The organism is Sediminibacterium sp. (genome assembly GCF_019264485.1).
Lineage (GTDB): Bacteria > Bacteroidota > Bacteroidia > Chitinophagales > Chitinophagaceae > Sediminibacterium.
On the sequence record NZ_JAHVAA010000014.1, the window covers coordinates 409260 to 435461 of the forward strand.

Below are 26202 nucleotides of genomic sequence, written 5' to 3' on the forward strand. Positions count from 1 at the left end.
CAAATTTTTTCTCTCCTGTTGTGTATGATTTTTTTCATGAAAAGAACTCATCAAATCAACATTACCTTTAGCAAATGAGTAAAATAAAAACTGCTTTTTTCTGTAGTAACTGTGGTTATGAAAGTGCGAAATGGATCGGTAAATGTCCGTCTTGTTCTCAATGGAATACTTTCACGGAAGAAGTATTGGATAAAGGAAATAAAACACCGGAAAAATGGGATGATTATAAACAGGAGAAAAGAAATGCAAAAACGATTTCGCTGAGTGAAGTAACTACAACAGAAGAAAAAAGAATCAGGAGTCAGGATCCCGAACTCGATCGTGTGCTGGGAGGCGGTATTGTACCGGGTAGTATTATTCTGGTAGCAGGTGAACCCGGAATTGGCAAGAGCACCCTCTTCCTTCAAAATGGTTTGCTGATGAAACAACTCACTGTTTTATACATCAGCGGAGAGGAAAGTGAACAACAGATAAAAATGCGTGCCGATCGTTTAAAGATTCAGAATGAAAATTTTTACCTGCTTACTGAAACATCTACCCAAACCATTTTTCAGGAAATTAAAAAGCTGAAACCGCAATTGGTAATTGTTGATTCAATTCAAACACTTCAGTCAAACATTATCGATTCTTCGGCTGGTACCGTTTCACAGATACGTGAATGTGCCGGAGAATTTCAACGATTTGCCAAAGAAACCAATACACCTGTTTTCCTTATCGGACATATCACCAAAGACGGCGCCATTGCAGGTCCAAAAGTGCTGGAACACATGGTAGACACGGTTTTGCAGTTCGAAGGCGATCGTCATTACGCCTACCGGATTCTCCGGACACTCAAGAATCGTTTTGGCAGTACCGCAGAATTGGGTATTTATGAAATGACAGGCGATGGTATGCGTGTTGTGTCTAATCCATCAGAAATTCTTATTGCCCAGCGAGAAGATCAGTTGAGTGGCAGTGCCATTGCTGCAACACTCGAAGGTATGCGTCCTTTACTGATAGAGGTACAGGCATTGGTTACACAAAGTGTGTATGGAACACCGCAGCGTACGGTAACCGGTTTCGATCTAAGACGTTTGCAATTACTGCTTGCCGTTCTCGAAAAACGCGGCGGTTTTCAGTTCGGACTAAAAGATGTTTTTGTAAATATTGCAGGAGGTATAAAAGTGGAAGACCCCTCAATCGATCTGGCAGTCATCTGTGCTTTGCTCTCTTCTTATGAGGATGTTCCACTTCCACCCCATGTTTGTTTTGCAGGTGAAGTTGGATTGAATGGTGAGATAAGGGCAGTAAATAAAATTGAACAACGTATTGCCGAAGCAGAGAAACTTGGTTTCGAAAAAATCTTTGTCTCCAAATACAATAAGAAAAGTTTCAATCCACAGGCTTATAAAATTCAGGTGCTGGCTTTAGGCAGGGTCGATGAAGTGTACCAGCAACTTTTTTCGTGATTGTATAATATGAATTGAGTGATCATTTCTTGAATAAGGTTGCGAAAAAATTGCGGGAAATACGTTCATATTTCCTCTTAGTTTCGAACCATGCGCAACCTTATTCATTCTTTTCTTCAGCTATTCTATCCTCATCAATGTTTGGGTTGCGGGAGCGATTTTTTACGGCTGAGCCATTTACTATGCAGCCGATGCATCCATCAGCTACCCGAAACCGGCTTTTTTGAGAAGGCTGGCAACCCGGTTGAAAAGGCTTTTTATGGCCGTTTAAGGGTAGAAAAGGCGGCGGCGCTCTATTATTTTACCAAAAATTCACTGGTTCAGGGGCTGATGCTCCAACTTAAATACAGGGGCAACCGTAATGCCGGCCTCTTTCTTGGCCGCATGATGGGGCACGCCATTCTTTCCTCAGGTCGTTTTACAGATATTGATTTACTGGTACCCCTGCCCCTGAATGCAAAGAAACAGTTCAAAAGAGGCTATAACCAGGCCGAACTTATCTGCAAGGGTATCAGCGAGGTATGCGGTATACCCCTTGAGGTGAACACTGTGGTTCGTAAACAGTTTACCGAAAGCCAGACCACCCAAAACCGGGTAGCCCGGTGGCTTAATATGGAAGGTGTATTTGAAGTGCGCTTTCCTGACAAGCTCATTAACAAACATATTTTACTGGTTGATGATGTAATGACTACCGGGGCAACCCTCGAAGCCTGTGGTTCGTATATATTGTCTGTTCCGGGGGTCAGGTTAAGCATTGCCACCGCAGCTTATACCATTTAAGCTGTCTGTTCACCTAAAATGCGGAACAATTTGCTGAATTAGCTGTTAATTTGAAAAAAAACTGAACCATGAAATACTTGTTAACCATTCTTTCTGTGGTATTGCTGTCGGCCTTTAATGTACCAGATGACGGTAGTATTCACAATTTCAAAGTAAAATCCATTACTGGGGGAACAATTGATTTCTCCAAGTTCAAAGGAAAAAAAATACTGATTGTAAACACCGCTTCAAAATGTGGCTACACACCTCAGTACAATGCTTTACAAAAACTGGCTGATGAATATAAAGACAAGCTTGTTGTAGTTGGTTTTCCTGCAGGTAATTTTAACCAGGAGCTGAGTACAGATAGTGATATTCAGGAGTTCTGCAAATTGAATTATGGAGTAAAATTTCCACTGGCCAGCAAAGTAAGTGTTAAAGGTGAAGATATGGCACCCATTTATCAATGGCTCACCAGCAAAGCAAAAAACGGTGTTCTTGATGCAGAAATTAAATGGAACTTTAATAAGTTTTTGCTTGATGAAAACGGTAAAATGATTGCTTATTTCCCAAGTAAAGTAACTCCGGATAGTGAGGATATTCTGAAATTTGTAAAATAACATTTCCAGATACAAAATTGAAAAATCCCGGTTGTTAATTACTACCGGGATTTTTTGTGCACATAAAATACTTCAATTGCAAGAAAATATAATAACAAAAAAAGTAAGCAACACCTGGTATCCTTTCTAAACTTCCCCACACCTACTTCTTTAATCCTACAGTTATCTTACTTTCGTTTTCTTCATGCAGTTTAAAGATATTATAGGGCAACGGGCGGTGAAACAACACCTGGCAGAAATGGTACAACAGAACCGTCTCAGCCATGCGTTACTCTTTCTTGGTAAAGAAGGCAGTGGTGCTTTACCCCTTGCGCTCGCTTTTGCACAACTGGTAGTTTGTCAGCCTGCGGCTTCTGAACCAGTGGCTGATTTATTCGGTGGATTTACACCCATGCAATCTGGTCCCGCATATATCGGACCAGATGAAATTGCCAATCAGTCTTCATTTGGCAGAGCAGATCAACTCATTCATCCCGATCTGCATTTTTCTTATCCTGTTATTCCACGGAAACCGGGTGATAAACCCGTCAGCACTGATTATATCAGCGAATGGCGTGAGTTTATTCAGCAATATGCCTACGGCAATGTATACGACTGGTTGCAGTTTATTGGTGCAGAAAATAAACAGGGCAATATTACAGCTCATGAGTGCAATGATATCATTCATAAACTGAGCCTGAAGAGTTTTGAAAGCGAATACAAAGTGCTGGTTTTATGGATGCCCGAATACCTGGGTAAAGAGGGCAATAAATTACTTAAGCTCATAGAAGAGCCACCACCCAATACGCTTTTCATATTGGTGGCTGAAAATGATGAACAGATTCTACCCACCATACTGAGCCGTTGTCAGCTGGTGAAAATTCCGATGCCCGATGACCAGGAAATTGAAGAGGCACTGATTGGCAGGGCTAAAGCCAGTCCGGAAACAGCCCGCCAGATAGCAGCTATTGCAGAAGGTAATTACCGGGAAGCGCTTCAATTACTACAACATGCCGAAGAAGACTGGCAAAGTCTGTTACGCGACTGGCTAAACGCCACTTTAAAGGGTGGCCCACTGGCTCAGATAAAGTTTACGGCTGAGATCAGTGAACTGGGCAGGGAGAAACAGAAACAATTTCTCCGCTATTTTAATCACCTGCTCGAGACCAGCATCAGAATCAGGGTTTTGGGTAACGAAAAAGTGCATGCAGGCGACCAGGAACGCGATTTTGCTGTGAGACTCAACAAAATAGCTTCTGTGAGCCAGCAACAGGCAATTATTGAAGAACTGGACAGGGCCTCTTATTATATTGAACGGAATGCCAATGCCAAAATGCTGTTTCAGGCCCTTACTTTGAAACTCTACCACATCATTCAGAACAAAACCCTAATTTTGAACGGATAGTTCCGCTCTGGGCGGGATTGAAGACAAATGTGGGATAGATTTGAGAGGTTGATTTGTAATTGCTTAGTGCTATTCATTATAATTATGGCAAGGCGTATGTGTAGTTACCGGAATACATCATCGTAATACACTGATCATCAGCGATCGGAACGTTGAAGTGAGTGACACAACCAGCGCCACATAGCATTACTGCAGCCTCTACACAATAATCTTTACCCTATTCAGTTATTAACCTGATCAATGTATGTAAGATATGGGATGTGGATCTTGTGGCACGGGTAAACCGAACGGATGTAAAAGCAATGGTGGTTGCAGCACAGGTGGCTGTAACCGTCTCAATGTACATGACTGGCTTCTGAACCTCCCTTTCAGTGATCCTGAGAGTTCCTGCAAAATTGTGGAAGTAAGTTTTAAACAGGGAAGCCGTAAAGAATTTTTCCGGAACAGCACTTTACAATTTTTTGAGAAGGGCGATTATGTAACGGTTGAAGGTATAAGTGGTTTTGATGTGGGAGAAGTGAGTCTTACCGGTGAGCTGGTACGTATTCAGATGAAGAAAAAGGGTGTTGAGGAATCGAACCCTGAAATAAAAAAGATTTTACGCCGTAGTACGGAAAGGGATATAGAAAGTTTTCACATCAGCAAATCGCGCGAACAGGATATGCTTGCCCGCAGCCGCGCCATGGCCCGTGTACTGAACCTTCAGATGAAACTGAGTGAGGTAGAGGTACAAGCCGACGGCAAAAAAGCTACTTTCTTTTATACAGCCGATGACCGGGTTGATTTCCGTGAACTCATTAAACAATATGCGGGCGATTTTAAGGTTAAGGTAGAAATGCGTCAGATTGGTATTCGCCAGGAAGCTGCTAAAGTAGGTGGTATAGGCAGTTGTGGCCGCGAACTCTGCTGCAGTACCTGGCTACATGATTTTAAAAGTGTAAATACCACAGCTGCACGTTACCAGAATCTTTCAATCAATCAGACTAAACTCAGTGGTCAGTGCGGACGTTTAAAGTGTTGCCTGAATTATGAGTTAGATACTTATCTTGATGCATTACAGCATTTTCCGGATTACGCAGATCAATTAGATACGGTAATGGGAACTGCCTACCTGATTAAAAAAGATATTTTCAAAAACCTAATGTGGTATGTGTTACCCAATAATACCAAACACTACCCTCTTACCATACAACGTGTAAAAGAAATAAAAAGACTGAACCAGCAGGGACAAAAAGTAGATGAGCTACAGCCTGTTGAAGTAACCAGCAGTAAACCCAAAGAAGTGGAACCTGCTTTTGTTGATGTGGTTGGACAAATTAGCCTGCGCAGTCTGGAGCGTAATGATAAAAGAAGAAAGGATCAGCAGCGTAATGATAGAAGAGGCGGACCGCAGCAGCAACAAGCACCAAGGCCTCAGGGTAACAGGGAGCAGGGAAACAGGCCACAGCAACAGGGTCAGCGGCCACAACAGCAAGGACCCAGAAATCAGGGACCAAGACCAGATGGAAACAGACCACAAGGAGGGCAAAGACCTCAGGGTAACAGGGACCCAAGAAACAAACCGCAAGGTAACCGGGAACAAAGTGGTGATCAGGCACCGAAACCCCAGGAATAAAACTTCCCATATAAATTAAAATAAGGCTACCCATAATGAGTAGCCTTATTTTATTCAGCTAATTTCTCTTACGTTGCTTATACTACCTTCTCCATTTCTTTAGCTGTAAACTCCATCAGGGTTTTAATATGTGCTGGTGAAAGATCAAACTTCAAACCGGCTGCAGCATATAATTCGGGGAGGGTTCGTGTTCCTCCTAACGATAATGCATTTACATAATTTTTGAGTGCCCCTTGCGGATTTTCCTGGTACTGCATCCACAAACCAATAGCACCTAATTGTGCAATTCCATATTCAATATAATAGAACGGCACCTCAAATAAATGCAATTGCCGCTGCCAGCCAATTTCGCGGAACATATCGAGTCCGGTATAATCAATACTATTGGTAGAAAACTCCTGTAAAATTTCCATCCATTTGTTAGTTCGCTCTGCTATTGTATGTGCCGGGTTTTCATATACCCAGTGTTGAAATTTGTCGATAATAGCGATCCATGGAAAAATGGTAATGGTTCTTTCCAACTGATGTTCTTTGGCACGTTTTAAATCTTCTTCGTTTTCGAAAAATGCCTGCCAGTGGTTCATGCTAAACAGTTCCATAGCCATGCTTGCCACTTCTGCTATTTCCATCGGATATTCTTTAAAAGCACTCAGCTCCAGTTCATGTGCCAGAAAAGAATGAATGGCATGTCCACCTTCGTGTACCATTGTAGTAACATCGCTCATTTGTCCGGCTGCATTCATAAAAATAAAAGGGGCGCCGCTTTCTGTAAGTGGGCAATTATATCCTCCCGGAGCTTTTCCTTTTCTACTCTCCAGGTCAAAATGTCCGAGCTCTTTCATTTTTCTTAGACAATCTGCGAAAAAAGAATTCAGTTGTTCAAAACAGCTTACTGATTTTTCATAGAGGTCATTACCATCTGTGAAGGGTTTTAAAGGTTCTATTCCGGCTGGCTCTGCCTCTGTATCCCATGGCCGGAGGGTATCGAGTTCTAATTTTTGTTTTTTACGCTGATAAATTTTCTCAATCAGGGGAAGTACATGCAGTTTCACTGCTTCATGAAACTGGTAACAGTCTTCTTTGGTATAATCAAAGCGGCCCAGTTCCACAAATTTATAATCCCGATAATTTTCAAATCCTGCATTTCTGGCTACCTGATGTCTTTTTTGAATCAGTGTACTATACAACTCGTGCATGGCATCTTTATCCTGTAACCTGCGTTCCTGTATTTTCCGATACACCTGTTCACGCAGAGAGCGATCATGACTTTCGAGAAACCTGGCAGCCTGCTGAAGGGTGTATTCCTGACCTTCTACCTCAACTGTCATTTTCCCGGCAATAGCTCCGTACTGTTGTTGCATAACACTCAGCTCGGCCTGTAAGGGAATATTATCTTCACGAAACAGGTCGATATTCTTTTTCACACTTCGCAGATAAGTAAAATATTTGGCCTGATCGAGTGCTGTGGCAAAAGGGCTGTCGATCAGTTTTCGATTTAGCTGATCGGCATATGGCTGAAGTTTGGGTTGTATTTCCATACAGAAATACGTAAAAGCTTCTTCCAGTTTGGAATCGGTAGTATCGCAGGTCATACGTATCTGTCTCCAGCAGGCGTCTTCACTTACCACCGCTTCTATTTCACTCATATCTTTTAGCCAATGTTCAAGGTTTTCCTTGCTGTTAATCTCACGGTTAAGCAGTTCCTTGAAAAAAGGTTCAAGTGACTCCCATGTAGTCACTACAAAGTCTTTTGGCACAAACCGGCGCTCCAGTTTTTTGATATCCGCACTTAAGGTCATATACTTTAATTTTTACAAGGCAAAAGTACCTGCAAAACTTTTGAGAAGCTTTAAAACTTTACAAAAGTTCAGGGCAGGAGCATTTATCGTATTTTTGCAGACTGAACGAAAGAAGCCTTTTTGTGAACGATATCATACAATTATTACCAGATAATATTGCCAACCAGATAGCAGCCGGTGAAGTGATTCAGCGACCGGCCAGTGCGGTGAAAGAATTATTGGAGAATGCAGTGGATGCAGGCGCAACCGAGGTAAAACTCATTGTATCTGATGCAGGTAAAGCAATGGTTCAGGTAATAGACAATGGCAAAGGGATGAGCGACACCGATGCCCGGATGGCTTTTGAACGTCATGCCACCAGTAAGATCAGGCAGATTGAAGATTTATTTCGAATAAAAACCATGGGTTTTCGCGGAGAAGCACTCGCCTCTGTAGCGGCAGTGGCCCAGGTAGAAATGAAAACCCGGAGAGCCGCCGATGAACTGGGTACCTATATTGAAATTGAAAACAGTAAAGTCAGTAAACAGGAAGCCTGTTCCTGCCCGGTGGGTACCAGTATCAGTATGAAGAACCTGTTCTTCAATGTGCCTGCCAGAAGAAATTTTCTCAAAAGCAATGCAGCCGAACTCAGACATATTATGGATGAGTTCATCCGGGTTTCGATGGCGTTTCCTGATATCTTTTTTTCACTTACCAGTAACGGACAGGAAGTGTTTCACCTGGAACCGGGCACACTCAAACAAAGAATTGTTCAGATACTTGGTAATAACTATAATGCCAAACTGGTACATGTGGCAGAAAAAACTGACTACATGAATATTTATGGTTTTGTAGGCAAGCCAGAAACCGCCCGCAAGACCAGGGGCGACCAATACTTTTTTGTAAATAGCCGTTTTATCAAAAGTGCTTACCTCAATCATGCTGTGAATAGTGCTTTTGATGAGATGATTCCTAAAGACAGTTTCCCCGGATATGTTTTGTTCATTGACCTTGATCCGTCTCAGGTCGATATCAATGTACACCCTACGAAACAGGAAATTAAATTTGAAGATGAGAAAATTATTTACGCATTTGTACAGGCAGCCGTAAAGCATGCCCTTGCCCAATTTAGTATTGCGCCTTCTCTCGATTTTACACTGAACGCAGATATACAGGGACTTGATGCAGTTTCTAAACCTTTTACAACCGACAAGAAAGATGCCGTTGCTTCTTCCAGCCTGTACCAGACTTTCACTCAAAAGAACCAGGCACATTTTATTGAACGGGAAAATAAGGGTGAGTTAAAACACTGGAAAAGTTTTTTTGAAACACAAAAAGAAGAAAGCACTTCTGTTAACCCTGTTGACCAAAGTAGCGGATTACTTTTACATACACCTGTGGCTCGTATGCAATCGATACAGGTATTACCCGATACAACATTACTGCAGTTGCATAACACTTATATCATCGCATCAACAAACAGTGGTTTTATATTGGTTCACCAGCAACTGGCCCATGAAAGGATTTTGTATGACAAATACAGCGTGGCTGCTCATGGACAGCAAATGCCAACTCAGAAAAGTCTGTTCCCGGTAACACTTGAATTACCCGCCGCAGATGTGGCCCTGCTCACTGATCTTTTACCCGACCTCAGTAGTATTGGTTATCAGGTAGAACCTTTTGGTAATAATAGTTTTGTGATACAGGGTATTCCTGCAGATATAACAGCAGGTAATGAAAAGCATGCAATTGAATTACTGATCGAACAGTTCAAACATTTCAGTGCCGATATTAAATTCAGCAAAAGAGAAAAACTTGTTCGCTGTATGGCACGTCAACAGGCCATTAAAGCCGGACAATCACTTTCGCAAAAAGAAATGCTGGTGCTGGTAGAAGAATTATTTGCATGCGACAGTCCAAATACTACACCCACAGGAGCTCCCACTTATCTTGAGTTCAAGGAAGATTATCTTGACAGGATGTTTGGAAAATAATTTACATCCACTTTTGCTGGCTTGATTCTGTTCGATACAACGCATAGTTACTAATCTGAAGACTGTCGTTATGGTTAATATAGGGCAGTTCAAACCTACCTCCAGCTGTATGAATGATTAATGTTGCCAGCCCCTTTCTTTTTTGATACAGCGATTGTCTGACCTGCACATATTGTATATTTTTCCAGTTAAGAATAGCTTCTGCCCTTCCCCATGTGCTTTTATATTGTTGCAATCCTTCACGCGTTACCCAGAAACGGAAATTATGACAATACAATAGTTGTAAACCCAAACTATATGGCAGCCAGATAAATACCAGCAAAGCATACCATTGCCAGACCAATGCTGCCAGACCCGCAGCCACTAATAGTACCGGGAGTGTAACAAATAAGGTTTTCCGATAAGCATATGATCGATGTATTTTCTGCCCTATGGTTCCGGTTTCAGCAGGTAATGCTGGCTGGTATACAGGAACAATTTGCCTGATCTGTTGTTTGTCAGTAATCGGCAATTCAATTAATACTTTCTTCTTTGTTTCATCTGTTCCAGCCACTTTCAGGTTGAGTAATGCAAGACCTATAAGTCTGCGAAGAAAATTGCTTCTCCACATAATCATCTGTATCCTCTTAAACGGAATCATTTTCTGTCGCACCTGCAAGAGCCCCCATCGTATATAGTATCCTTTCCTGTCCATTCTCACCGTATAATTATAAAAACGCAGGAATATGCGGATACAGGAAATAATAATTGTAATGATTGTTACAATAAAAAATAAAGTAGTAATCAATTGCCAGGTATATTTAACCGCTTCTCCATAAGAAATTACATTTTTCAGCAGTGGTGTATTTTTTATCAATGGCTTTACATCTTCATACCTGCTAAACAGAAATGCCATTACAATGGCGATGGTTTCAATATGATTGGCCGACAGACTTAATTTCAACAGGCCAGACAGGTCTAACTTACTTACCAGTTTTGTTGCAGGCGTTGTTTCTGCTGTTATTTCCTTTTCATCTACCCTGTTCAGTATCAGGGTTCTTAAGGCTACTGCATCGGAGCTGGGTATAGCATAAATGGTTACTTCAGCTCCTTCTTTTCCGGCGGTATCGATAATGAGTTTATGTGTAAGTGTTGCGGCATGGAGAAAACTCTGTTCCAGGTGAACGGCCTGTATTCTTTCGAGTGGAACAGTAATGGCTGTTTTATAAAAGAATCCTTTTCTTACCACCAGTTGCCCATCTTTAATACTGAAACGGAAATACAGATAATCGAGTACCGTACGCACTAAAATGAAGAGTAGTATAGCACCGCCTGCAATCAGCCATTTTAATTCACTGTTTTCTTTTTTTTGCCCCAGCAGTAAACCAATCAGTATAGGCCAGATAACTGTAATAACAGTGCGGAAAATTTTAAAAAACATCATCACCAGTGCCAACGGTGATTGACGTTGGGGTGTTTCAAATGTTTTCATCTGTATTCAATGCCTGAATTTGTTGGATTACCAGTTCTTTCAATTGTTCGGCTTCTGTTTGCAGTAATCCGTGTATGGTAATATCTTTCCCTTCAGAAGCCGCCGTATATAAACTAAGTGTTGCCAACCCGAATCTTCTTTCTATCGGTCCCATATTTACCACACAATGCTGCAGACGATTAAATGGAACCATGTGCAGGTTTTGAAAGATCCATCCTGTTTTATACAAAATATCTTTTTCTCTGACTGCATACTGCTTTCGCCTGAAAGAGCCCGTACCAATAATAACAGTAGTCAGCAATAACAAAACATAAATGCCCGCTGCAATAGAAATTGCTACTGGATTTTGCAGTTTCTTAGTCAGTATAAAAATGGTTGAGAGACCCCCTAATACAATAAGAAACAGGATGAACCAGCTGATCCTTAATACTTTCAGGTAATCAGAGTGTATTGGTTTGAAGGGCACCGCCTGAACTTCCGGTAACCCTTCTGTATCAATGGGCAGGTTAGAAAACGACATATTTAAAAATAAGCTATTTCCATATATGTCGCAATAAAGAACAGAATCTTACCAAACAAGAAATTACACAATTAAAGATTTTAAATTCTTTCCGCTGCTCTTAACCACCTTTCGGGAATATCGTTATTGGAAGCAATATGGTAGTCGCGATAGCTACAGGCTACATATTTACCGTCATGTAATTGCATCCACCAGCGGCCTGTTTTTTTGCTTTGCAGGAAAACGGTTTCTACTTCTGCAAAAGCCATGGTAAATTCATTAAATGAATTTCTATCCTCAAGTGATGCTTCCTGCTTTCCTTTCTGGATACCATCCATGGCATACCAGATCATATGAGATATTTGTTTAGCCGTTAACGAATGCAGGTCTTGTTGCGGTATATAACCATATATGCCAATAGTTGAGCAGGTGTGGCTCATACCTGCATACTGCATAAGTGTACAGGCTTCTTCTCCATTGAAACCGTTGGGGGTAATATAGTTAGCCGGTGCATGTGCGTGCTGAATGGCGGCAATATCGAAACTGAATAATTCGCTGTTACGGATAGCAGGTTCCATTTCACTCATATCCTCTTTTACTTTCCCAACGCGGTAACAATCGAAACGAAGTTTATCTATTGTCTCCAGCATTTGCGGATGCATGAAATAACTCTGAAAACCAATATGATTATAATGTTTCAGGTGATTGGGCATACCGGTAAACATATCGACCAGAAAATTATCGGCCGGCAATACGCTATCCATATCCATATCGATCCTCGAGTCCACACAAACAGCATCGATTATTTTTCCATTTATGGTATGTGCCTGGTATTGGGCAGTAGTTACATCATGTGAGCCACCCAGAATCAGTACTTTTTTTCCCAGTAACAGTAACTCATGTACCACCATTCTTAATGCAGCATAGCTATCCTGCAGGGTGGCTCCGCATTTTACGTTACCCAAATCGGCCACTGCTACTTCTGTATGCCAGTGGTATAGTTTATAAAATTCTGAACGGATAGCATCCGGACCATCGGTATTTACAAATTGTATCCCGGCGCCCCTCGTTTCACCACAGCCTACCAGCACCAGATCTGCATGATCGATTTCCGGAAAAACCTCATCATACACAGCAATATGTTTACCCAGCTGTGTATCCTTAAAACCTTCATCGTTCGATAACCGGGCTATGTTTACCGGCTCCAGGAAATCTATAATAGTTTGTAGCGACATGCGTAGTTTTTTCAGAGCAATAACGTTTATTGCGGCTGAAAATTGTGTTTAAAAAAGTCAGAAAGACCGGAAGTCGGCAAGTCCGCTAGTCGGTGTATTTATAACCTACACCTCTTACCGAGTGGAAATAGCGGGGGTTGCGGCTGTCTGCCTCAAAATATTTACGAAAACTCAGGATAAAATTATCGATAGTTCTTGTGGTTGGATATACGTTATAACCCCAAACCACCTGCAAAATTTTTTCACGGGTTACCACATCACCCTTGTTCTCTATAAGCAATTTGAGTAACATGGCTTCTTTTTTACTCAATTCTATATGTTGTCCATTCCAGCTTATTGCATCCTGGGCTTTAAAATCAATCTTATTGTCACCAAATTCATAACTGTCTCCCACGGTTTCTTTTTCAAGCATTTTCTTATTCTTTTCAATCAGTTTTTCTACACGCAGCAGCAGTTCTTCGAGATTAAAAGGTTTGGTGAGGTAATCATCAGCCCCTTTTTTTAGTCCAAGTACGCGATCTGTACTGCTGTTTTTGGCGCTCAGAATCAGAATTGGCACTTCGTTATTATTAACACGAATGCTTTCTGTTACAGCAATACCATCTACTTCAGGTAACATGATATCGAGTACAATCAGATCGAAATATTCATTTGCCACTTTTTTAAGTGCTTCTGTGCCATTAAAGGCCGAGCTTACTTCATACCCCTCCATTTCGAGGTTCAGTTTTAGTGCCTCATGCAGGTTTTCTTCGTCTTCTACCAATAATATAGTGGCCTTGGAATTTGTCATACCTGTTGTAATGTAACTGCAAAATTACTACCCTGTGGCTGATTATCTGTCACAGAAATGTAGCCATTATGGCTTTTTACGATCCGGCTGCAGAGATAAAGTCCCAAACCAGTACCTTTTGTACTGCGTGTATTTTCATTGCCGACCCGGTAAAATTTGTCGAAAATTTTTCTTTTCTCATCATCGGCAATACCGATGCCCTCATCTGAAACGGTTAGTTCCAGCTCGCTTTTATCTGCCTTCAAGGTAATTGTAATTAAACTTTCTTTGGGCGAATATTTCATGGCATTCTCCAGTAAATTATTTACCAGCATTTGTAATAAAAGCTGCTCTCCATTCAGGTAAAGGCCTTCACCGATATTTTCCGATACTGCTCTTTGTGGAAAGCGATTGCGGAAGTCATCAATACATCCTTCTACCAGATCGGAGAAATTAATTTCTTCCTTAGTTGTAGTATAAGCACCCGCATCTAATTGTGCCGCCAGTAAAATATTATTACACAGCATATTCAGCCTGTTGGCTTCCTGCAGGGTGTTGACAATCAGTTTTTGCTGTTTTTCCTCATCCAGTTTTCTTTTTTGAAGGGTTTCAAGGTTTAATCTTGTTACTGCAATAGGCGTTTTTAATTCATGTGTTACCGCCATCATAAAATTTTGCTGTTGTTGCGACAACAATAATTGTCTTCGGGTAGCTCTGAATACAAATACTGCACCTACCAATATCAAGGCGAGAAATGTAACTCCCTCTCCTACATACTGCGCTGTTTTTCTTTTTTTGGCTGCTTCAATCTGTGTAGCTTTCTCGAAATACTGAGGGTCATCTTTTAACAGTTCCAGTAAACGTACATTGGTAATATTACGGTTCTGTTTTTCAAGTGCAATAAACCACCAGATCAGTGCTGCCACAATGTATGATAGTAGTATCCAGTATACTACCGTTACTACGGTAAGCCGTTTACTGGTTTTAGAAGTCATGGTTGTACTTTTTCTACACGAATACCTGCACTCAGTACATAGCCAAGTGGATCTTCACGCATGGCCTGTTGCAGTTTAAATGTATAAGTACCTTTTTTCAGGCGAATGGGGGCCTGGGTAATACGGGCCCTTCTGTCGAAAATATCATCCATTCCACTTCCCAGCCAGCCCTTTGTATTGTCGGCTAAACTGATATCCAATAACTGTGTCCGTGGTGTATCGTTGGGCGATTGTGTAGTGATATTGAGCCAGATATTATTATACCGATAGGCATCGGTGTGCCTGATGACTACATAAATATTATAGAAAGAACTTGTATCAGCTATTTCAAACTTCATCAATGGCTCCTGACTGACCATCCACTCATGACTGGCGAAACGTTCTGTTCTTTCAAATACGTTATTGGTGCCACAGGCTATCATGAAAATACTCAGAAACAATAAGCTGTAATACGCCGGTCTCACTGATAAAAAAATTAAGAAGTGATCAATACTGGTGACAGGTATTTTTATAACACATTTAATATCTGTTCTTTGGCTTTTTCCAATTCATCTTTCATCTGGATGACCGTTTGCTGTATCTGCGAATCATACGCTTTTGAGCCCATGGTATTGATCTCACGGCCGAATTCCTGCAAAATAAAAGAGAGTTTTTTGCCTTTCCCGGCTTCCTTATCTGCAAGAATAGCACGGAAATAATCGCAGTGATTTTTCAATCTCACCTGTTCTTCGCTGATATCAATTTTTTCAATGTAATAGATCAGTTCCTGCTCCATTCGATTGGGATCATAATTTTCTTTGCCTACATTTTCCTCCAGCACTTTTACAATTCCTTCCTTGATTTTAGTTCTGCGTAAAGGCTCCAGTTCAGAAATTGTTTTCTGATGTGTTTCAATATTGGACAAGCGTAATAACAGATCTGCTTCCAGTGAACGGCCCTCATCTTTTCTATGGTTGTTCAATTCAGACACTGCTCCTTTTAATACTGTTTCAAACCCCTTCCATTCCTCATCACTCAACATTTCGGTAGAAGGGGTAATAACATCAGGCAGTTTGAGAATGGTACTTAGAATATCGCCTTTTTGTAATTGCAATTCATCGGCCAGTTCTGCTACCGGCTGATAATAAGCTTTTGCCAGTTCTTTATTAATTGAAACAGGTTTATTGGCACCATTTTGCTTGATGGTAATCACACATTCAACACTTCCTCTCTGCAATACTTCGTTTAAAAGGTTCCTGATTTCAAATTCAAACGGCTTTAAAAGTGCCGGAATATTCAAACGCAAATCAAACTGTTTTCCATTTAAGGAACGAACTTCTACCAGGTATGTTTTATCGCCAATGGTTTGCTCCGATCTTCCATAACCTGTCATTGAATATAGCATAGTAATTCTGTTGGATGGTAAAAGTAGTTGAAATGATTGAAAAACAATGCGGAAGCGCCTGCAGCTGGTAACACACTACAATTATCAGCGATTTCTGTGGATATGATAGAGGTAATTACCTGCAATAGACAGGTCTAACTCAATAGTATATTTTCCTGCTCTGGTAATACGAATTGGGTCTGCATTATAATCAGGAACATGGTCAATAGCAGGCCAGTCGTTACCAAACCTAATCGCATTATTATTATTCGCCCTGAAAAATAAATCGCCTTCAATAAGGTTTACACTTGCATGCCAGATACAATTGTTTGAAGGGTCTTGTGTCATTGTTAAATCCAGTTTCCCATTATGCTGAACTGCCGAGCCGGTTATACTCCATGAATTGATTTTTGTGTACACCCATGTATTGGTGTTTGTACTGGCTTGAATAAGATAACTGCCTTTACCACCAAAAATGGAAAGTGATGACCCTTTTACGCCAAATTTATTACCACCGATATAACCAAAAATAAAATCAGACCATTGGTTACCACGAACCAGTAAAAACTGGGGGTATTCAATCGGAAAATAAACATACCCTTCATATTCTCTCTCTCCGGGCTTTGAAACAATTCTTGGTGCCAGCAGTGGATCCCATGACTGATAATTACCGGGTAAAGTAAAAAAGTCGGGACTTGAATAAGCAATAATATGCCGGTAGGTAGTTACTTTTAAAAGAACCTGATCTGAATAATAAACCTCATCACCGCTCACTACTTTCTGGGTATAAGCTACCTGACGCATATACTTAATTCTTGCAGCTACATCACCGGCATCTCCCGGTTCAATAAGTTTATGCATCAATTGATTGAATTCTTCCACCGAAAATCCTGCTGCCAGACTGCTGCCCAGCGGCACTTCCAGGGGGTTTTCAAACTGGTCTTCCTTTAATGAAAACTGAATCGTATAATAAACCGCATCATTTACTATGCTGCCATTATATCCCCAATCGAAACGAACAGTATTTAATTTGGCATTTGCCTGAAAGAGGGCTACCGAAGAAGATGAAACGGTTAACGATAATGGCGGAAGATGGTCATGTGCCACAGCTTTGGCAAAGTCTACCTGCTTTTTGCAGAAAAAAAGCGGTATTACAAACATGCAGGTAAATAACAGGAAATTGTGCGGCAGTTTTCTCATTATTGATCCAATTAAAATCCTTCAATGCAAAACACACATAGTTCAACTCACATTGAAAATGGATATTGGAATTTTAATGAGGGGGATAAATTTGGGGGCTTGGTATTAATACAAAAGTATAAACAGATTTTTCCCCATCATATAGTATTGATAGGGTTTTAAGGTAGTCTGAATACAGTTTATCCTGTCGTAATAAAACGACAAAAACCATTCTTGTTTAAATTAAGGAAAGGGAAATGACACAGAGCTATGTCTAACTAATTAGAAATCAATACCTACCCACTTGCGCTTACTTTTGGCGTATTTTTCGAAATTGAACTTGTAGAGTTTGCCGGGTCTGTGTGGTACATCCTGTTCCATTTCGTCGATATCAATCAAAAGGTCCATCGATGCAAATTTTTTACGGAAATTTCTTCTGTCTAAACTAACGCCTAAAATAGCTTCATAAAGGTTTTGTAATTCACGGAGAGAAAATTTTTCAGGCAGCAGGTTAAACCCCAGTGGGTGTTCCTGTATTCTTTTCTGTAACCAGGTATGACATTCATCCACAATGAGCTTATGATCAAATGCCAGTTCCCTGATGGTGTTTACCCCGTACCAGTCAAGATCGTTATCGTGAATTTTTAATTCGTGGTGATTAATGTTGAGCAATGAACAATAAGCGATAGTAACCACCCTGCCACCCGGGTGTCTTCCCGGGCCGCCAAAAACTTTTACCTGTTCCAGGAAAACATCGCTCATTCCGGTTCTTTGTTTCAGTATACGGTAAGCAGCTTCATTGAGGTCTTCATTATCCTGAACAATATCGCCAAGTAATGAATACTGTCCTTTATAAACTTCGAGGTCACTTTTAATAAGCAACACTTTTAGTTTATTCTCTTCAAAACCAAAAATCACACAATCTACTGTGAGGGGTACTTTAGGATATGCCTGTACTAATTGTACCGCTTCTTTTACCATATGGTTTGTTGGAGCCACAGCAGCGCTTGTTTTCTTCATCGGAATACTCATCAGTTTTTAGCGAACAGATCGCCATAATAAGGGTGGGGCAAGATACAAAGTTTACAAATAGCCTGTATCTGTCAACAAATCAAATCCACCTTATCCGATTAGCAATTAACTTTATCTTGTAAAATATAGCTATGTATTCCCCCGACCTAACGCGTCAGTTACAAAATCTTACAACCGACTTATTAAAAGAAACCGGTGAAACAGGTTTCTCCATTTTACCTGATCATATTAGTAAATTAAGACAGGTTTTACAATTTCATGAATATCGTTACTATGTACTCAATGACCCATTGATTGCCGATCAGGAATATGATCTGCTTTATAAAACACTTGAAAAAGGAGAGTTAGATTACCCCAATCTTATCAGCCCCGACTCTCCGACCCGACGTGTGGGTAATAGCCTTAACAGTCAGTTTGTAACGGTAAGTCACCTTGTTCCCATGCTGAGCCTCGACAACAGCTATAATGCAGATGACCTGATTGATTTTGACCGGAAAGCAAAAGAACTCACCGGTTTAGAAGAAATTGAATACTGTATTGAGCCCAAGTTTGACGGAGCAAGTATTTCGCTGATCTATGAAAACGATCAGTTGGTTCGTGCAGCTACAAGGGGAGATGGGGTGGAAGGGGAAGAAATTACCAGTAATATCAGACAGATACGTTCAATACCCTTATCAGCCGATTTTTCATCTGCAGGAATTCAACAGGTAGAAATAAGAGGTGAAGTAATCATGAGTAAACAATCCTTTAATCATTATAACCAGTTATTAGCTACAAGAAACCTCTCTCCCCTGGCCAACCCACGTAATGCTGCATCAGGCAGTTTAAGAATGAAAGACCCGAAAGATGTAGCAGAGAGAGGGCTGGACGCCTTTTTGTATCATATCAGTTATTATACAAAAGAGTACGGAAGTACGGAAGTACGGAAGTACGAAGCATTATTGGAGACGCATAGTGGTAATCTTTCACTGCTATGGCAACTTGGATTTCGTTCACCGGAGAAAGAAAAAAGAGTGGTGAAAGGCATTCAGGGTGTAATTGATTACTGCCAGTCATATGAAGCGGGAAGAGATAATCTCCCCTATGAAATTGATGGTATGGTTGTTAAAGTAAACGATCTTCATTTACAGGAGCAGATGGGTATGACTTCTCATCATCCGCGATGGGCCATTGCTTTCAAGTTTAAAGCCAGACAGGCTACCACAAAATTACGTAATGTAGAATTTCAGGTAGGCCGAACCGGGGCTGTTACACCTGTGGCCAAACTCGACCCTGTTTATCTGGGTGGTGTTACGGTAAGCAGTATATCTATTCACAATGAAGAATACATCAAGGAAAAAGACCTGAAAATCGGCGACACTGTATTAATTGAAAGAGCCGGCGATGTTATTCCACAGATTGTTAAGTCGCAAAGCGAATTAAGAGACGGAACAGAACAAAGCATCCTGTTCCCCAAACAATGTCCTGTATGCAACAGCGAATTATTCAAGGAAGAGGGTGAAGCAGTTTGGCGTTGCATCAATATCGAATGTGAAGCGCAGGTAGTAGAGAAGATGATTCATTTTGTGAGTAAAGATGCCATGGACATCAAAAGTTTTGGAGAAGCCAATGTGCGGAAGTTTTATGAAATGGGTTTACTAAAAGATATTCCCGGTATTTATACACTTGATTTTGAAAAAATTGGTCAACTGGAAGGTTTTGGAAAGAAGAGCCTCGACAACCTCACAGCAGCTATCGAAGCATCAAAACAACAGCCATTGCATCGTTTGGTATATGGACTCGGCATTCGTTTCGTAGGCGAAACAACCGCCAAAACCCTGGCCAATGCAGTAGAACACCTGCTCGATTTTAAAAATAAAACAGAAGAAGAGTTACAACAATTGGAAGATGTGGGCACCAAAGTAGCTAAAAGTATTCACCAGTTTTTCAGCAATGAACAAAACATTCATATGCTGGAACAACTGGAGCAGCTTGGACTTGAGCTTAAAAACAAAAAGAAAGAAATTGGCAGCAGTGGCAGTTTACAGGGGCAGACTTTCCTGTTTACCGGCACATTAAGTCAGCTGAAAAGAAGCGAAGCAGAGGCAATGGCAGAACAACATGGCGGACAGATTGTTAGTGGGGTAAGTAAGAATCTTAATTACTTAGTTGTGGGTGAAGATGCCGGCAGCAAACTGGAGAAAGCAAAAAAAATTAATACCATTAAAATCATTACGGAAACAGAATTTCTGGAATTGATTGCAACACAATAAAATTATGTTACAGAACAGTACCCTTAAATTTCTGAAAGACCTGAAAAAAAATAACCATAAAACATGGTTCGATGAAAACAGGAAATCTTTTGAAACTGCTAAGGCCGATTATGCCAGTTTAGTTAATGAAGTGATCAAAGGTTTGGGAAAGAAAGATGCTTCGATTGCTTCACTCACAGCCAAAGAATGTGTTTTTCGTATTAATCGCGATGTTCGTTTCAGTAAAAATAAAGACCCTTATAAAACCAATATGGGTATGTACCTGAGCAGGGGTGGGAAAAAATCGCTTTTCTCCGGTTATTATTTTCACCTGGAACCTGGCGGGAAGAGTTTTGCAGCCGGTGGCTTATGGATGCCTGAAGCAGAGGTGATTAAAAAAGTAAGACAGGAAATTGATTATAACTGGGATGAATTCAACAGGATTATCCAAAACAAAAAATTTGTTGCTACCTATAAAGCACTACAGCGTGAAGAGGGTATGGCACTGAGCAGAGAGCCGAAGGGATATGAGAAAGACAATCCAGCAATTGAGTACATTAAATTAAAGAGTTGGGTGGCTACTACTGCATTTACAGATACTCAGCTTACATCTGATAAGTTGGCAAAAGATATTGTTGCTGCTTTTGAAACTTTGCAGCCGTTGATATTGTTTTTGAACAGGGGAATAGAAGAGTGATTGATTTGATTATTGCTGGCTTACAACAGCTTCTTTAATACTTCCCCTGTATTCAGTTTTATATGTTAATGTTAACTTGCCATTTGATAAAGCACCTGTACCAATTATATAAGTTCCAACACCCTGATATAGACCTTGCATTGGTATTTCAAACCCATTACTTGTTTTTTTTGCATAAATAACAAAAAAAGGATAAGGGCTACTTTTTATAAATTTCATAAACCCCTCTTTCCGACTTATACTTGATTTTAAATCGGGTGCGAGACCTACAAGTCTAACATATCCCTCCTGAGAAGCGTAATTCAAATATGCCAAGGTATTTACATAAGCATTTCTGGCTGTATCATACTTATTCAACTCAAGCACAGCAAAAAAAGCTGTATCACTCAATTGCTGTGATGCTATCAAATTACCTTGTGGCCACTGTTGTTCAATAAAATTAGCGGTACCATAGAGTGTATAATCTTGAGATTGATAAAACACAAACCCGGTTAATGCTGCCTTATTATTAGCATTATGAACAGTTACATTTCCACTAACTGCATTGCCAACCACTGCCATTATTACGCTATCAGATTGTATGGTAAAACTTAATGCTGCTACCCCACCAAAATCTACAGCAGTTGCGCCAGTAAAATTTTTTCCTACAATTCTAATGGGATCTGAAAGAGTAGCTTTTATTGGCAAGAAAGAAGTGATAACAGGTTTTAAAACGGGTACTTCTTCCTTATCACAAGAGGATAAAAAAATTACAATAAAAATACTCCCAATAAGTTTTATCATCTTGGACATAACCGGGTTTTACCACAAATTAATATTTTTTAAAATACTAATGAAATTATATGTAACTACTCCTGAATTTAATAGGCCATCTATCTCAAGAAATTTTCTAACAGCTTAACTTTCAGGAACATACAAACTAATTAATCGTACCGGAAATCATCAATTTTAGAAACCTTACCATTAATATTACTTTTCATCCAACTCATTTGGGAATAAAAAAGCCACAGATTCAAAGATTACTAAACAAAATCTGTGAATCTGTGGCTTTAAAAAATTACAACAATCCTTTCACCGATAAATACTCTGCAATCTGAACAGCATTGGTAGCGGCTCCTTTACGGAGATTATCGCTTACAATCCACATATTCAATGTGTTTGCTTGTGTCTCATCTCTTCTCAAACGACCTACAAATACTTCATCTTTTTCATGTGCCCATAATGGCATGGGGTATTGCTGGTTGGCAATATCATCCTGTACAATTACTCCCGGCGCAGCAGCTAAAATGGCACGCAGCTCTACCAGGTCAAAATCGTTTTCAAACTCAATATTCACACTTTCACTGTGTCCGCCAACTACTGGTATTCTAACTGTAGTTGCAGTTACACGGATGCTGTCATCCTGCATAATTTTCTTGGTTTCATTTACCATTTTCATTTCTTCCTTGGTATAGCCATTATCCAGGAATACATCAATCTGAGGAATCACATTCAGGTCTATCTGGTATTTATAAGCCATCTCCCCTTCTACTCCTTTTCTTTCATTGAATAACTGATCCACTGCTTTTTTACCCGTACCGGTTACGCTTTGGTAGGTACTTACTACCACACGTTTAATGCCATAACGTTTATGCAGCGGTTGCAAGACCACTACCATCTGAATGGTAGAACAATTAGGGTTGGCGATGATGAAATCATCTTTGGTTAACACATCTGCATTTACTTCCGGTACTACCAGTTTTTTAGTGGGGTCCATACGCCATGCAGAAGAATTATCAATAACACGAATACCCGCTTCCGCAAATTTGGGCGCCCATTCCAGTGATGTACTACCACCGGCAGAGAAAATAGCAACAGCAGGTTTGGCTGCAATACCATCTGTCATGCTCACGATCTTGTACTGTTTTCCTTTAAAGCTCACTTCCTTACCTACTGATCTTTCTGAAGCTACCGGAACAAGTTCTGTTACAGGAAAATTACGCTCTGCGAGCACTTCCAACATTTTGGTGCCTACAAGCCCCGTGGCACCTACAACTGCTACTTTCATGATGTTTGTTTGTTTTTGTTTTGATTGTTTGTTCAGTTATGGTTGTTGCTAACAAAAAGGCCTTCCGTTTCGGGAAGGCCTCTGAGTATATTGTTCGATCATACACAAACGTTCAGGCACTTCCCGGTCAGAGAGGTTTCTTAATACGTTTTGTATGTTTCATTGTCATCATTACTTTGCGAAAATAGAGGCGTTTTGTTTTTTAGCCAAAAGATTTTTTAGTCCATAGTTTGTGGTCCATGGTCCATAGCAGAATCTTTAACTATGGACTATTGACCATGGACTATCAACTACCCTACCAGATCAATATCAAAATTCACCAACTGTACAAATTCATTAATACGATTGCTGATATCTTCTTTACTGATTTCTCTCAAACGCTGGGTTCCGAATTTCTCTACACAATAAGAAGCCATAGCACTGCCTACGATAATGGCCGTTTTCATGTTCTCAAAAGAAATGTCTTTGGTACGTGCAATATGACCAATAAAACCGCCTGCAAATGTATCACCTGCACCGGTTGGATCAAACACTTCTTCCAATGGTAAAGCCGGCGCAAAGAATACTTTGTTCTCATGAAACAGCAATGCACCATGTTCCCCTTTCTTGATGATCAGGTATTTGGGCCCCATTTTCATGATAGCCGCAGCAGCTTTTACCAATGAATATTCTCCGCTCAACTGACGTGCTTCACTGTCGTTCACCATCAGCAGGTCAACCATGGCCAGTGTTTTTTTCAGTTCATCCATCATGATTTCCATCCAGAAATTCATGGTATCCATCACAATCAGTTTCGGACGGGTTTTCAGCTGTTCAATCACGCTTCGTTGTACCGCAGGCACCAGATTACCCAGCATCAGGAATTCACAGTCCTGAAAACTTTCGGGTACCACCGGTTCAAAATTCTCCAATACATTCAACTGGGTTTCGAGTGTATCTCGTGAATTCATATCCATATGGTAACGACCACTCCAGAAAAAAGTTTTTTCGTCTTTTTTAATCTGAACACCCGATAAATCAACACCACGGGCTGTTAACTGATCCAGCTCTTCCTGCGGGAAATCGCCACCTACTACAGAAATTTGCTTAACTGGGGTAAAGTTGGAGGCGCACCAGGCAATATAAGTACCTGCACCACCTATTATTTTATCACTCTTACCAAACGGGGTTTCAATGGCATCAAAAGCCATGGATCCGACAACTACTAAAGACATAGATTAATTTTTGCTATCGGGGTGCGAAACTAGCGTATTTGAGGGGTAAATACTAGTCTGGGTCTACATATTTGATTGTACAAGACACCCGGAAATAATATCTCGCTCAAAAACTAACAAAAAATAATATATCAAATCATTTTTTGGCTAACACACGTTAGCTGTTTATCTTCGTAGCATGGCTAGAATAAAGACCGATAAAAACATATCACGCAAAGACGTGATTGTAACCAAAGCTGCTTCACTCTTCAGAGAAAAGGGGTTTAAAGCAGCCAGTATGCGCGACCTGGCAGAAGCGGTTGGTGTAGAAGCTGCCAGTTTATACAACCACATCAAATCGAAAACAGAATTATTACATGAACTCTGTTTCAGTGTAGCCAACCGTTTTTTGCAAAGGATTGATGAAGTAGAAGCAGAAAAAATTCCTGCTATTGAAAAAATTGAAAAACTCCTTCGTTTTCATATCAACGAAATGATTCACCACTATGAAGAAGTTTATGTAAGCGACCGCGAATGGAAACACCTCGCAGACCCTTATCTATCAAATTTTCAAAACCAGCGTCGTATTTACCGGAAGCGTTTTGCAGCCATTATAGAATCGGGCATACGCAACAATGAAGTGAAAAAAATTGATGCCCCTACTGCCGTACTTATCATATTACACGCCATCAGCGGTATTGAGAGCTGGCACAGATCAACACAAAAAATCAGTGCATCGGAACTGGAAGAGAACATGGTGACGATTTTGGTAGGTGGATTAACTCAATAAGCGGATAGCAGCATGTCGATACATTTTGAGCAACTCAGGGTTAAAGAAGTACGTAAAGAAACCGATGATTGTGTTTCCATTGCTTTTGAAGTTCCTGCGTCCTTACAAGAACAGTTTCAGTTTATACAAGGTCAGCATCTCACGCTTCGTACCACCATTAATGGAGAAGAAATACGTCGCTCCTATTCAATTTGCAGCAGTCCACTGGATAATGAATTGCGTGTTGCAGTAAAAAAAGTGGCTCAGGGTATTTTTTCCAGCTATGCCAATGATCATTTAAAAAAAGGTGACAGTCTGGATGTAATGCCCCCGATGGGTAAGTTCTATACTCCTTTGAAAGGGGATCAGAAAAAAAATTATGTTGGTTTTGCTGCAGGCAGTGGTATCACACCTTTACTATCCATCATCAAAACCACATTAGTAACAGAACCAACCAGCAGCTTCACACTGGTATATGGCAATCGTAACAGACCTTCCATTATTTTCAGGGAAGCATTGGAAGCGCTGAAGAATAAATACATGGGAAGATTCAGACTCATCCATATTTTATCGCGGGAACAAACAGATACAATATTGAATGCAGGCAGAATTGATGCTTCTAAATGTTATACATTATTTGAAAAAACAATTGATGTTTCGCAGACTGATGAATTCTTTTTATGCGGCCCGGAAGAAATGATTTTTGCTGTAAAAAATGTATTGGAAGAAAAGGGAGTAGACAAAAAGAAAATTCATTTTGAATTGTTTACCATACCCGGACAGGAGCAAAGAAATAAAACAGTTCAAACTATTCATACCGATAATGAACCCAAAAGCAGGATCACGGTAAAGCTTGATGGCATTAGTTTTGATTTTGATCTTGCAAAAAACGGTACTGCCATTCTGGATGCAGCTTTGAAACAGGGAGCCGATCTACCGTATGCCTGCAAAGGTGGTGTTTGCTGTACCTGCCGCGCCAAACTGGTAGAAGGAGAAGTAGAGATGGATGTAAACTACGGTCTTGAACCAGAAGAAATTGAACAGGGTTTTATTCTCACCTGTCAATCACATCCACGATCAGAAAAAGTAGTAGTAGATTTTGATGTAAAATAATGGTTGCTGAT

23 protein-coding genes are annotated in these 26202 nt (G+C 40.4%); 10 read left to right on the forward strand and 13 right to left on the reverse strand.

Features of this window, described 5'->3' with window-relative positions:
* The first annotated feature begins 74 nt into the window (after nt 1–74).
* From radA to ricT, 5 genes are all read left to right on the forward strand, one after another.
* Nucleotides 75–1448, forward strand: a complete 1374-nt coding sequence (gene radA, locus KXJ59_RS13320) for a DNA repair protein RadA (protein ID WP_295205521.1) — start codon at nt 75–77, stop codon at nt 1446–1448.
* A gap of 90 nt (nt 1449–1538) precedes the next feature.
* Nucleotides 1539–2228, forward strand: coding sequence for a ComF family protein (locus KXJ59_RS13325; RefSeq protein ID WP_295205524.1), 690 nt, complete (start codon nt 1539–1541; stop codon nt 2226–2228).
* Nucleotides 2229–2296: 68 nt separating this feature from the next.
* Nucleotides 2297–2827 (forward strand): glutathione peroxidase, encoded by a 531-nt coding sequence (locus tag KXJ59_RS13330; RefSeq protein ID WP_295205527.1) that lies wholly within the window; start codon nt 2297–2299, stop codon nt 2825–2827.
* A 184-nt stretch (nt 2828–3011) separates the two neighbouring features.
* The gene (locus KXJ59_RS13335) at nt 3012–4211 is read left to right on the forward strand and encodes a DNA polymerase III subunit delta' (protein WP_295205537.1); all 1200 of its coding nucleotides are present in this window, start codon (nt 3012–3014) and stop codon (nt 4209–4211) included.
* Between the two features lie 253 nt (nt 4212–4464).
* Nucleotides 4465–5826 (forward strand): regulatory iron-sulfur-containing complex subunit RicT, encoded by a 1362-nt coding sequence (ricT, locus tag KXJ59_RS13340; RefSeq protein ID WP_295205539.1) that lies wholly within the window; start codon nt 4465–4467, stop codon nt 5824–5826.
* 77 nt (nt 5827–5903) lie between these two features.
* Here the strand turns inward: ricT and KXJ59_RS13345 are convergent, their stop codons facing one another.
* On the reverse strand, nt 5904–7625 hold the full coding sequence (locus tag KXJ59_RS13345; RefSeq protein WP_295205542.1) for a M3 family oligoendopeptidase: 1722 nt from the start codon (nt 7623–7625) through the stop codon (nt 5904–5906).
* Nucleotides 7626–7747: 122 nt separating this feature from the next.
* On the opposite strand from KXJ59_RS13345, the gene mutL reads away from it, so the two are divergent.
* Nucleotides 7748–9598 (forward strand): DNA mismatch repair endonuclease MutL, encoded by a 1851-nt coding sequence (mutL, locus tag KXJ59_RS13350; protein WP_295205545.1) that lies wholly within the window; start codon nt 7748–7750, stop codon nt 9596–9598.
* Between the two features lies 1 nt (nt 9599).
* On the opposite strand, the gene KXJ59_RS13355 is transcribed toward mutL, so the two are convergent.
* The 9 genes from KXJ59_RS13355 to KXJ59_RS13395 form a co-directional block, all read right to left on the reverse strand.
* Nucleotides 9600–11069, reverse strand: a complete 1470-nt coding sequence (locus KXJ59_RS13355) for a PH domain-containing protein (RefSeq protein WP_295205548.1) — start codon at nt 11067–11069, stop codon at nt 9600–9602.
* Entirely contained in the window at nt 11056–11589 is a 534-nt protein-coding gene (locus KXJ59_RS13360) for a PH domain-containing protein (protein ID WP_295205551.1), read from the reverse strand. Before KXJ59_RS13360 ends, KXJ59_RS13355 begins: the two co-directional genes overlap by 14 nt.
* An 80-nt stretch (nt 11590–11669) precedes the next feature.
* On the reverse strand, nt 11670–12803 hold the full coding sequence (locus KXJ59_RS13365; RefSeq protein ID WP_295205554.1) for a formimidoylglutamase: 1134 nt from the start codon (nt 12801–12803) through the stop codon (nt 11670–11672).
* 85 nt (nt 12804–12888) lie between these two features.
* Complete coding sequence (locus KXJ59_RS13370; protein ID WP_295205556.1) at nt 12889–13593, reverse strand: response regulator transcription factor; 705 nt, start codon at nt 13591–13593, stop codon at nt 12889–12891.
* Nucleotides 13590–14567 (reverse strand): ATP-binding protein, encoded by a 978-nt coding sequence (locus tag KXJ59_RS13375; protein WP_295205559.1) that lies wholly within the window; start codon nt 14565–14567, stop codon nt 13590–13592. The genes KXJ59_RS13370 and KXJ59_RS13375 overlap by 4 nt, the downstream gene beginning before the upstream one ends.
* Complete coding sequence (locus tag KXJ59_RS13380) at nt 14564–15031, reverse strand: gliding motility lipoprotein GldH (RefSeq protein WP_295205562.1); 468 nt, start codon at nt 15029–15031, stop codon at nt 14564–14566. Before KXJ59_RS13380 ends, KXJ59_RS13375 begins: the two co-directional genes overlap by 4 nt.
* Before the next feature lie 44 nt (nt 15032–15075).
* Nucleotides 15076–15951 carry a YicC/YloC family endoribonuclease gene (locus KXJ59_RS13385; RefSeq protein ID WP_295205565.1) on the reverse strand — a complete coding sequence of 292 codons (876 nt, stop codon included), beginning with the start codon at nt 15949–15951 and terminating at the stop codon, nt 15076–15078.
* An 84-nt stretch (nt 15952–16035) separates the two neighbouring features.
* On the reverse strand, nt 16036–17130 hold the full coding sequence (locus KXJ59_RS13390; RefSeq protein WP_295205568.1) for a SusE domain-containing protein: 1095 nt from the start codon (nt 17128–17130) through the stop codon (nt 16036–16038).
* Nucleotides 17131–17391: 261 nt separating this feature from the next.
* Nucleotides 17392–18129 (reverse strand): NUDIX domain-containing protein, encoded by a 738-nt coding sequence (locus KXJ59_RS13395; protein WP_295205570.1) that lies wholly within the window; start codon nt 18127–18129, stop codon nt 17392–17394.
* A gap of 143 nt (nt 18130–18272) precedes the next feature.
* Between KXJ59_RS13395 and ligA the strand changes: the two genes are divergently transcribed.
* On the forward strand, nt 18273–20393 hold the full coding sequence (gene ligA, locus KXJ59_RS13400) for an NAD-dependent DNA ligase LigA (protein ID WP_295205573.1): 2121 nt from the start codon (nt 18273–18275) through the stop codon (nt 20391–20393).
* Between the two features lie 4 nt (nt 20394–20397).
* Nucleotides 20398–21069: a DUF2461 domain-containing protein gene (locus KXJ59_RS13405; protein WP_295205576.1), complete on the forward strand. Its 672-nt coding sequence runs from the start codon at nt 20398–20400 to the stop codon at nt 21067–21069.
* 9 nt (nt 21070–21078) lie between these two features.
* Here the strand turns inward: KXJ59_RS13405 and KXJ59_RS13410 are convergent, their stop codons facing one another.
* From KXJ59_RS13410 to KXJ59_RS13420, 3 genes are all read right to left on the reverse strand, one after another.
* The gene (locus KXJ59_RS13410) at nt 21079–21861 is read right to left on the reverse strand and encodes an IPT/TIG domain-containing protein (protein WP_295205579.1); all 783 of its coding nucleotides are present in this window, start codon (nt 21859–21861) and stop codon (nt 21079–21081) included.
* 265 nt (nt 21862–22126) lie between these two features.
* Nucleotides 22127–23116 carry an aspartate-semialdehyde dehydrogenase gene (locus KXJ59_RS13415; RefSeq protein ID WP_295205582.1) on the reverse strand — a complete coding sequence of 330 codons (990 nt, stop codon included), beginning with the start codon at nt 23114–23116 and terminating at the stop codon, nt 22127–22129.
* 290 nt (nt 23117–23406) lie between these two features.
* Nucleotides 23407–24330, reverse strand: a complete 924-nt coding sequence (locus KXJ59_RS13420) for a PfkB family carbohydrate kinase (RefSeq protein WP_295205585.1) — start codon at nt 24328–24330, stop codon at nt 23407–23409.
* A 178-nt stretch (nt 24331–24508) separates the two neighbouring features.
* Here KXJ59_RS13420 and KXJ59_RS13425 point away from each other — a divergent pair, with 178 nt between their 5' ends.
* Complete coding sequence (locus KXJ59_RS13425; RefSeq protein WP_295205588.1) at nt 24509–25099, forward strand: TetR/AcrR family transcriptional regulator; 591 nt, start codon at nt 24509–24511, stop codon at nt 25097–25099.
* A gap of 12 nt (nt 25100–25111) precedes the next feature.
* Nucleotides 25112–26191: a 1,2-phenylacetyl-CoA epoxidase subunit PaaE gene (gene paaE, locus KXJ59_RS13430; RefSeq protein ID WP_295205591.1), complete on the forward strand. Its 1080-nt coding sequence runs from the start codon at nt 25112–25114 to the stop codon at nt 26189–26191.
* Nucleotides 26192–26202: the final 11 nt, after the last annotated feature.

Bases quoted from the DNA above. Each gene is read 5' to 3' on its own strand.
- radA (WP_295205521.1), top strand. From the start codon at position 75: ATGAGTAAAATAAAAACTGCTTTTTTCTGTAGTAACTGTGGTTATGAA.
- KXJ59_RS13325 (WP_295205524.1), top strand. From the start codon at position 1,539: ATGCGCAACCTTATTCATTCTTTTCTTCAGCTATTCTATCCTCATCAA.
- KXJ59_RS13330 (WP_295205527.1), top strand. From the start codon at position 2,297: ATGAAATACTTGTTAACCATTCTTTCTGTGGTATTGCTGTCGGCCTTT.
- KXJ59_RS13335 (WP_295205537.1), top strand. From the start codon at position 3,012: ATGCAGTTTAAAGATATTATAGGGCAACGGGCGGTGAAACAACACCTG.
- ricT (WP_295205539.1), top strand. From the start codon at position 4,465: ATGGGATGTGGATCTTGTGGCACGGGTAAACCGAACGGATGTAAAAGC.
- KXJ59_RS13345 (WP_295205542.1), bottom strand. From the start codon at position 7,625: ATGACCTTAAGTGCGGATATCAAAAAACTGGAGCGCCGGTTTGTGCCA.
- KXJ59_RS13355 (WP_295205548.1), bottom strand. From the start codon at position 11,069: ATGAAAACATTTGAAACACCCCAACGTCAATCACCGTTGGCACTGGTG.
- KXJ59_RS13360 (WP_295205551.1), bottom strand. From the start codon at position 11,589: ATGTCGTTTTCTAACCTGCCCATTGATACAGAAGGGTTACCGGAAGTT.
- KXJ59_RS13365 (WP_295205554.1), bottom strand. From the start codon at position 12,803: ATGTCGCTACAAACTATTATAGATTTCCTGGAGCCGGTAAACATAGCC.
- KXJ59_RS13370 (WP_295205556.1), bottom strand. From the start codon at position 13,593: ATGACAAATTCCAAGGCCACTATATTATTGGTAGAAGACGAAGAAAAC.
- KXJ59_RS13375 (WP_295205559.1), bottom strand. From the start codon at position 14,567: ATGACTTCTAAAACCAGTAAACGGCTTACCGTAGTAACGGTAGTATAC.
- KXJ59_RS13385 (WP_295205565.1), bottom strand. From the start codon at position 15,951: ATGCTATATTCAATGACAGGTTATGGAAGATCGGAGCAAACCATTGGC.
- KXJ59_RS13390 (WP_295205568.1), bottom strand. From the start codon at position 17,130: ATGAGAAAACTGCCGCACAATTTCCTGTTATTTACCTGCATGTTTGTA.
- KXJ59_RS13395 (WP_295205570.1), bottom strand. From the start codon at position 18,129: ATGAAGAAAACAAGCGCTGCTGTGGCTCCAACAAACCATATGGTAAAA.
- ligA (WP_295205573.1), top strand. From the start codon at position 18,273: ATGTATTCCCCCGACCTAACGCGTCAGTTACAAAATCTTACAACCGAC.
- KXJ59_RS13405 (WP_295205576.1), top strand. From the start codon at position 20,398: ATGTTACAGAACAGTACCCTTAAATTTCTGAAAGACCTGAAAAAAAAT.
- KXJ59_RS13410 (WP_295205579.1), bottom strand. From the start codon at position 21,861: ATGTCCAAGATGATAAAACTTATTGGGAGTATTTTTATTGTAATTTTT.
- KXJ59_RS13415 (WP_295205582.1), bottom strand. From the start codon at position 23,116: ATGAAAGTAGCAGTTGTAGGTGCCACGGGGCTTGTAGGCACCAAAATG.
- KXJ59_RS13420 (WP_295205585.1), bottom strand. From the start codon at position 24,330: ATGTCTTTAGTAGTTGTCGGATCCATGGCTTTTGATGCCATTGAAACC.
- KXJ59_RS13425 (WP_295205588.1), top strand. From the start codon at position 24,509: ATGGCTAGAATAAAGACCGATAAAAACATATCACGCAAAGACGTGATT.
- paaE (WP_295205591.1), top strand. From the start codon at position 25,112: ATGTCGATACATTTTGAGCAACTCAGGGTTAAAGAAGTACGTAAAGAA.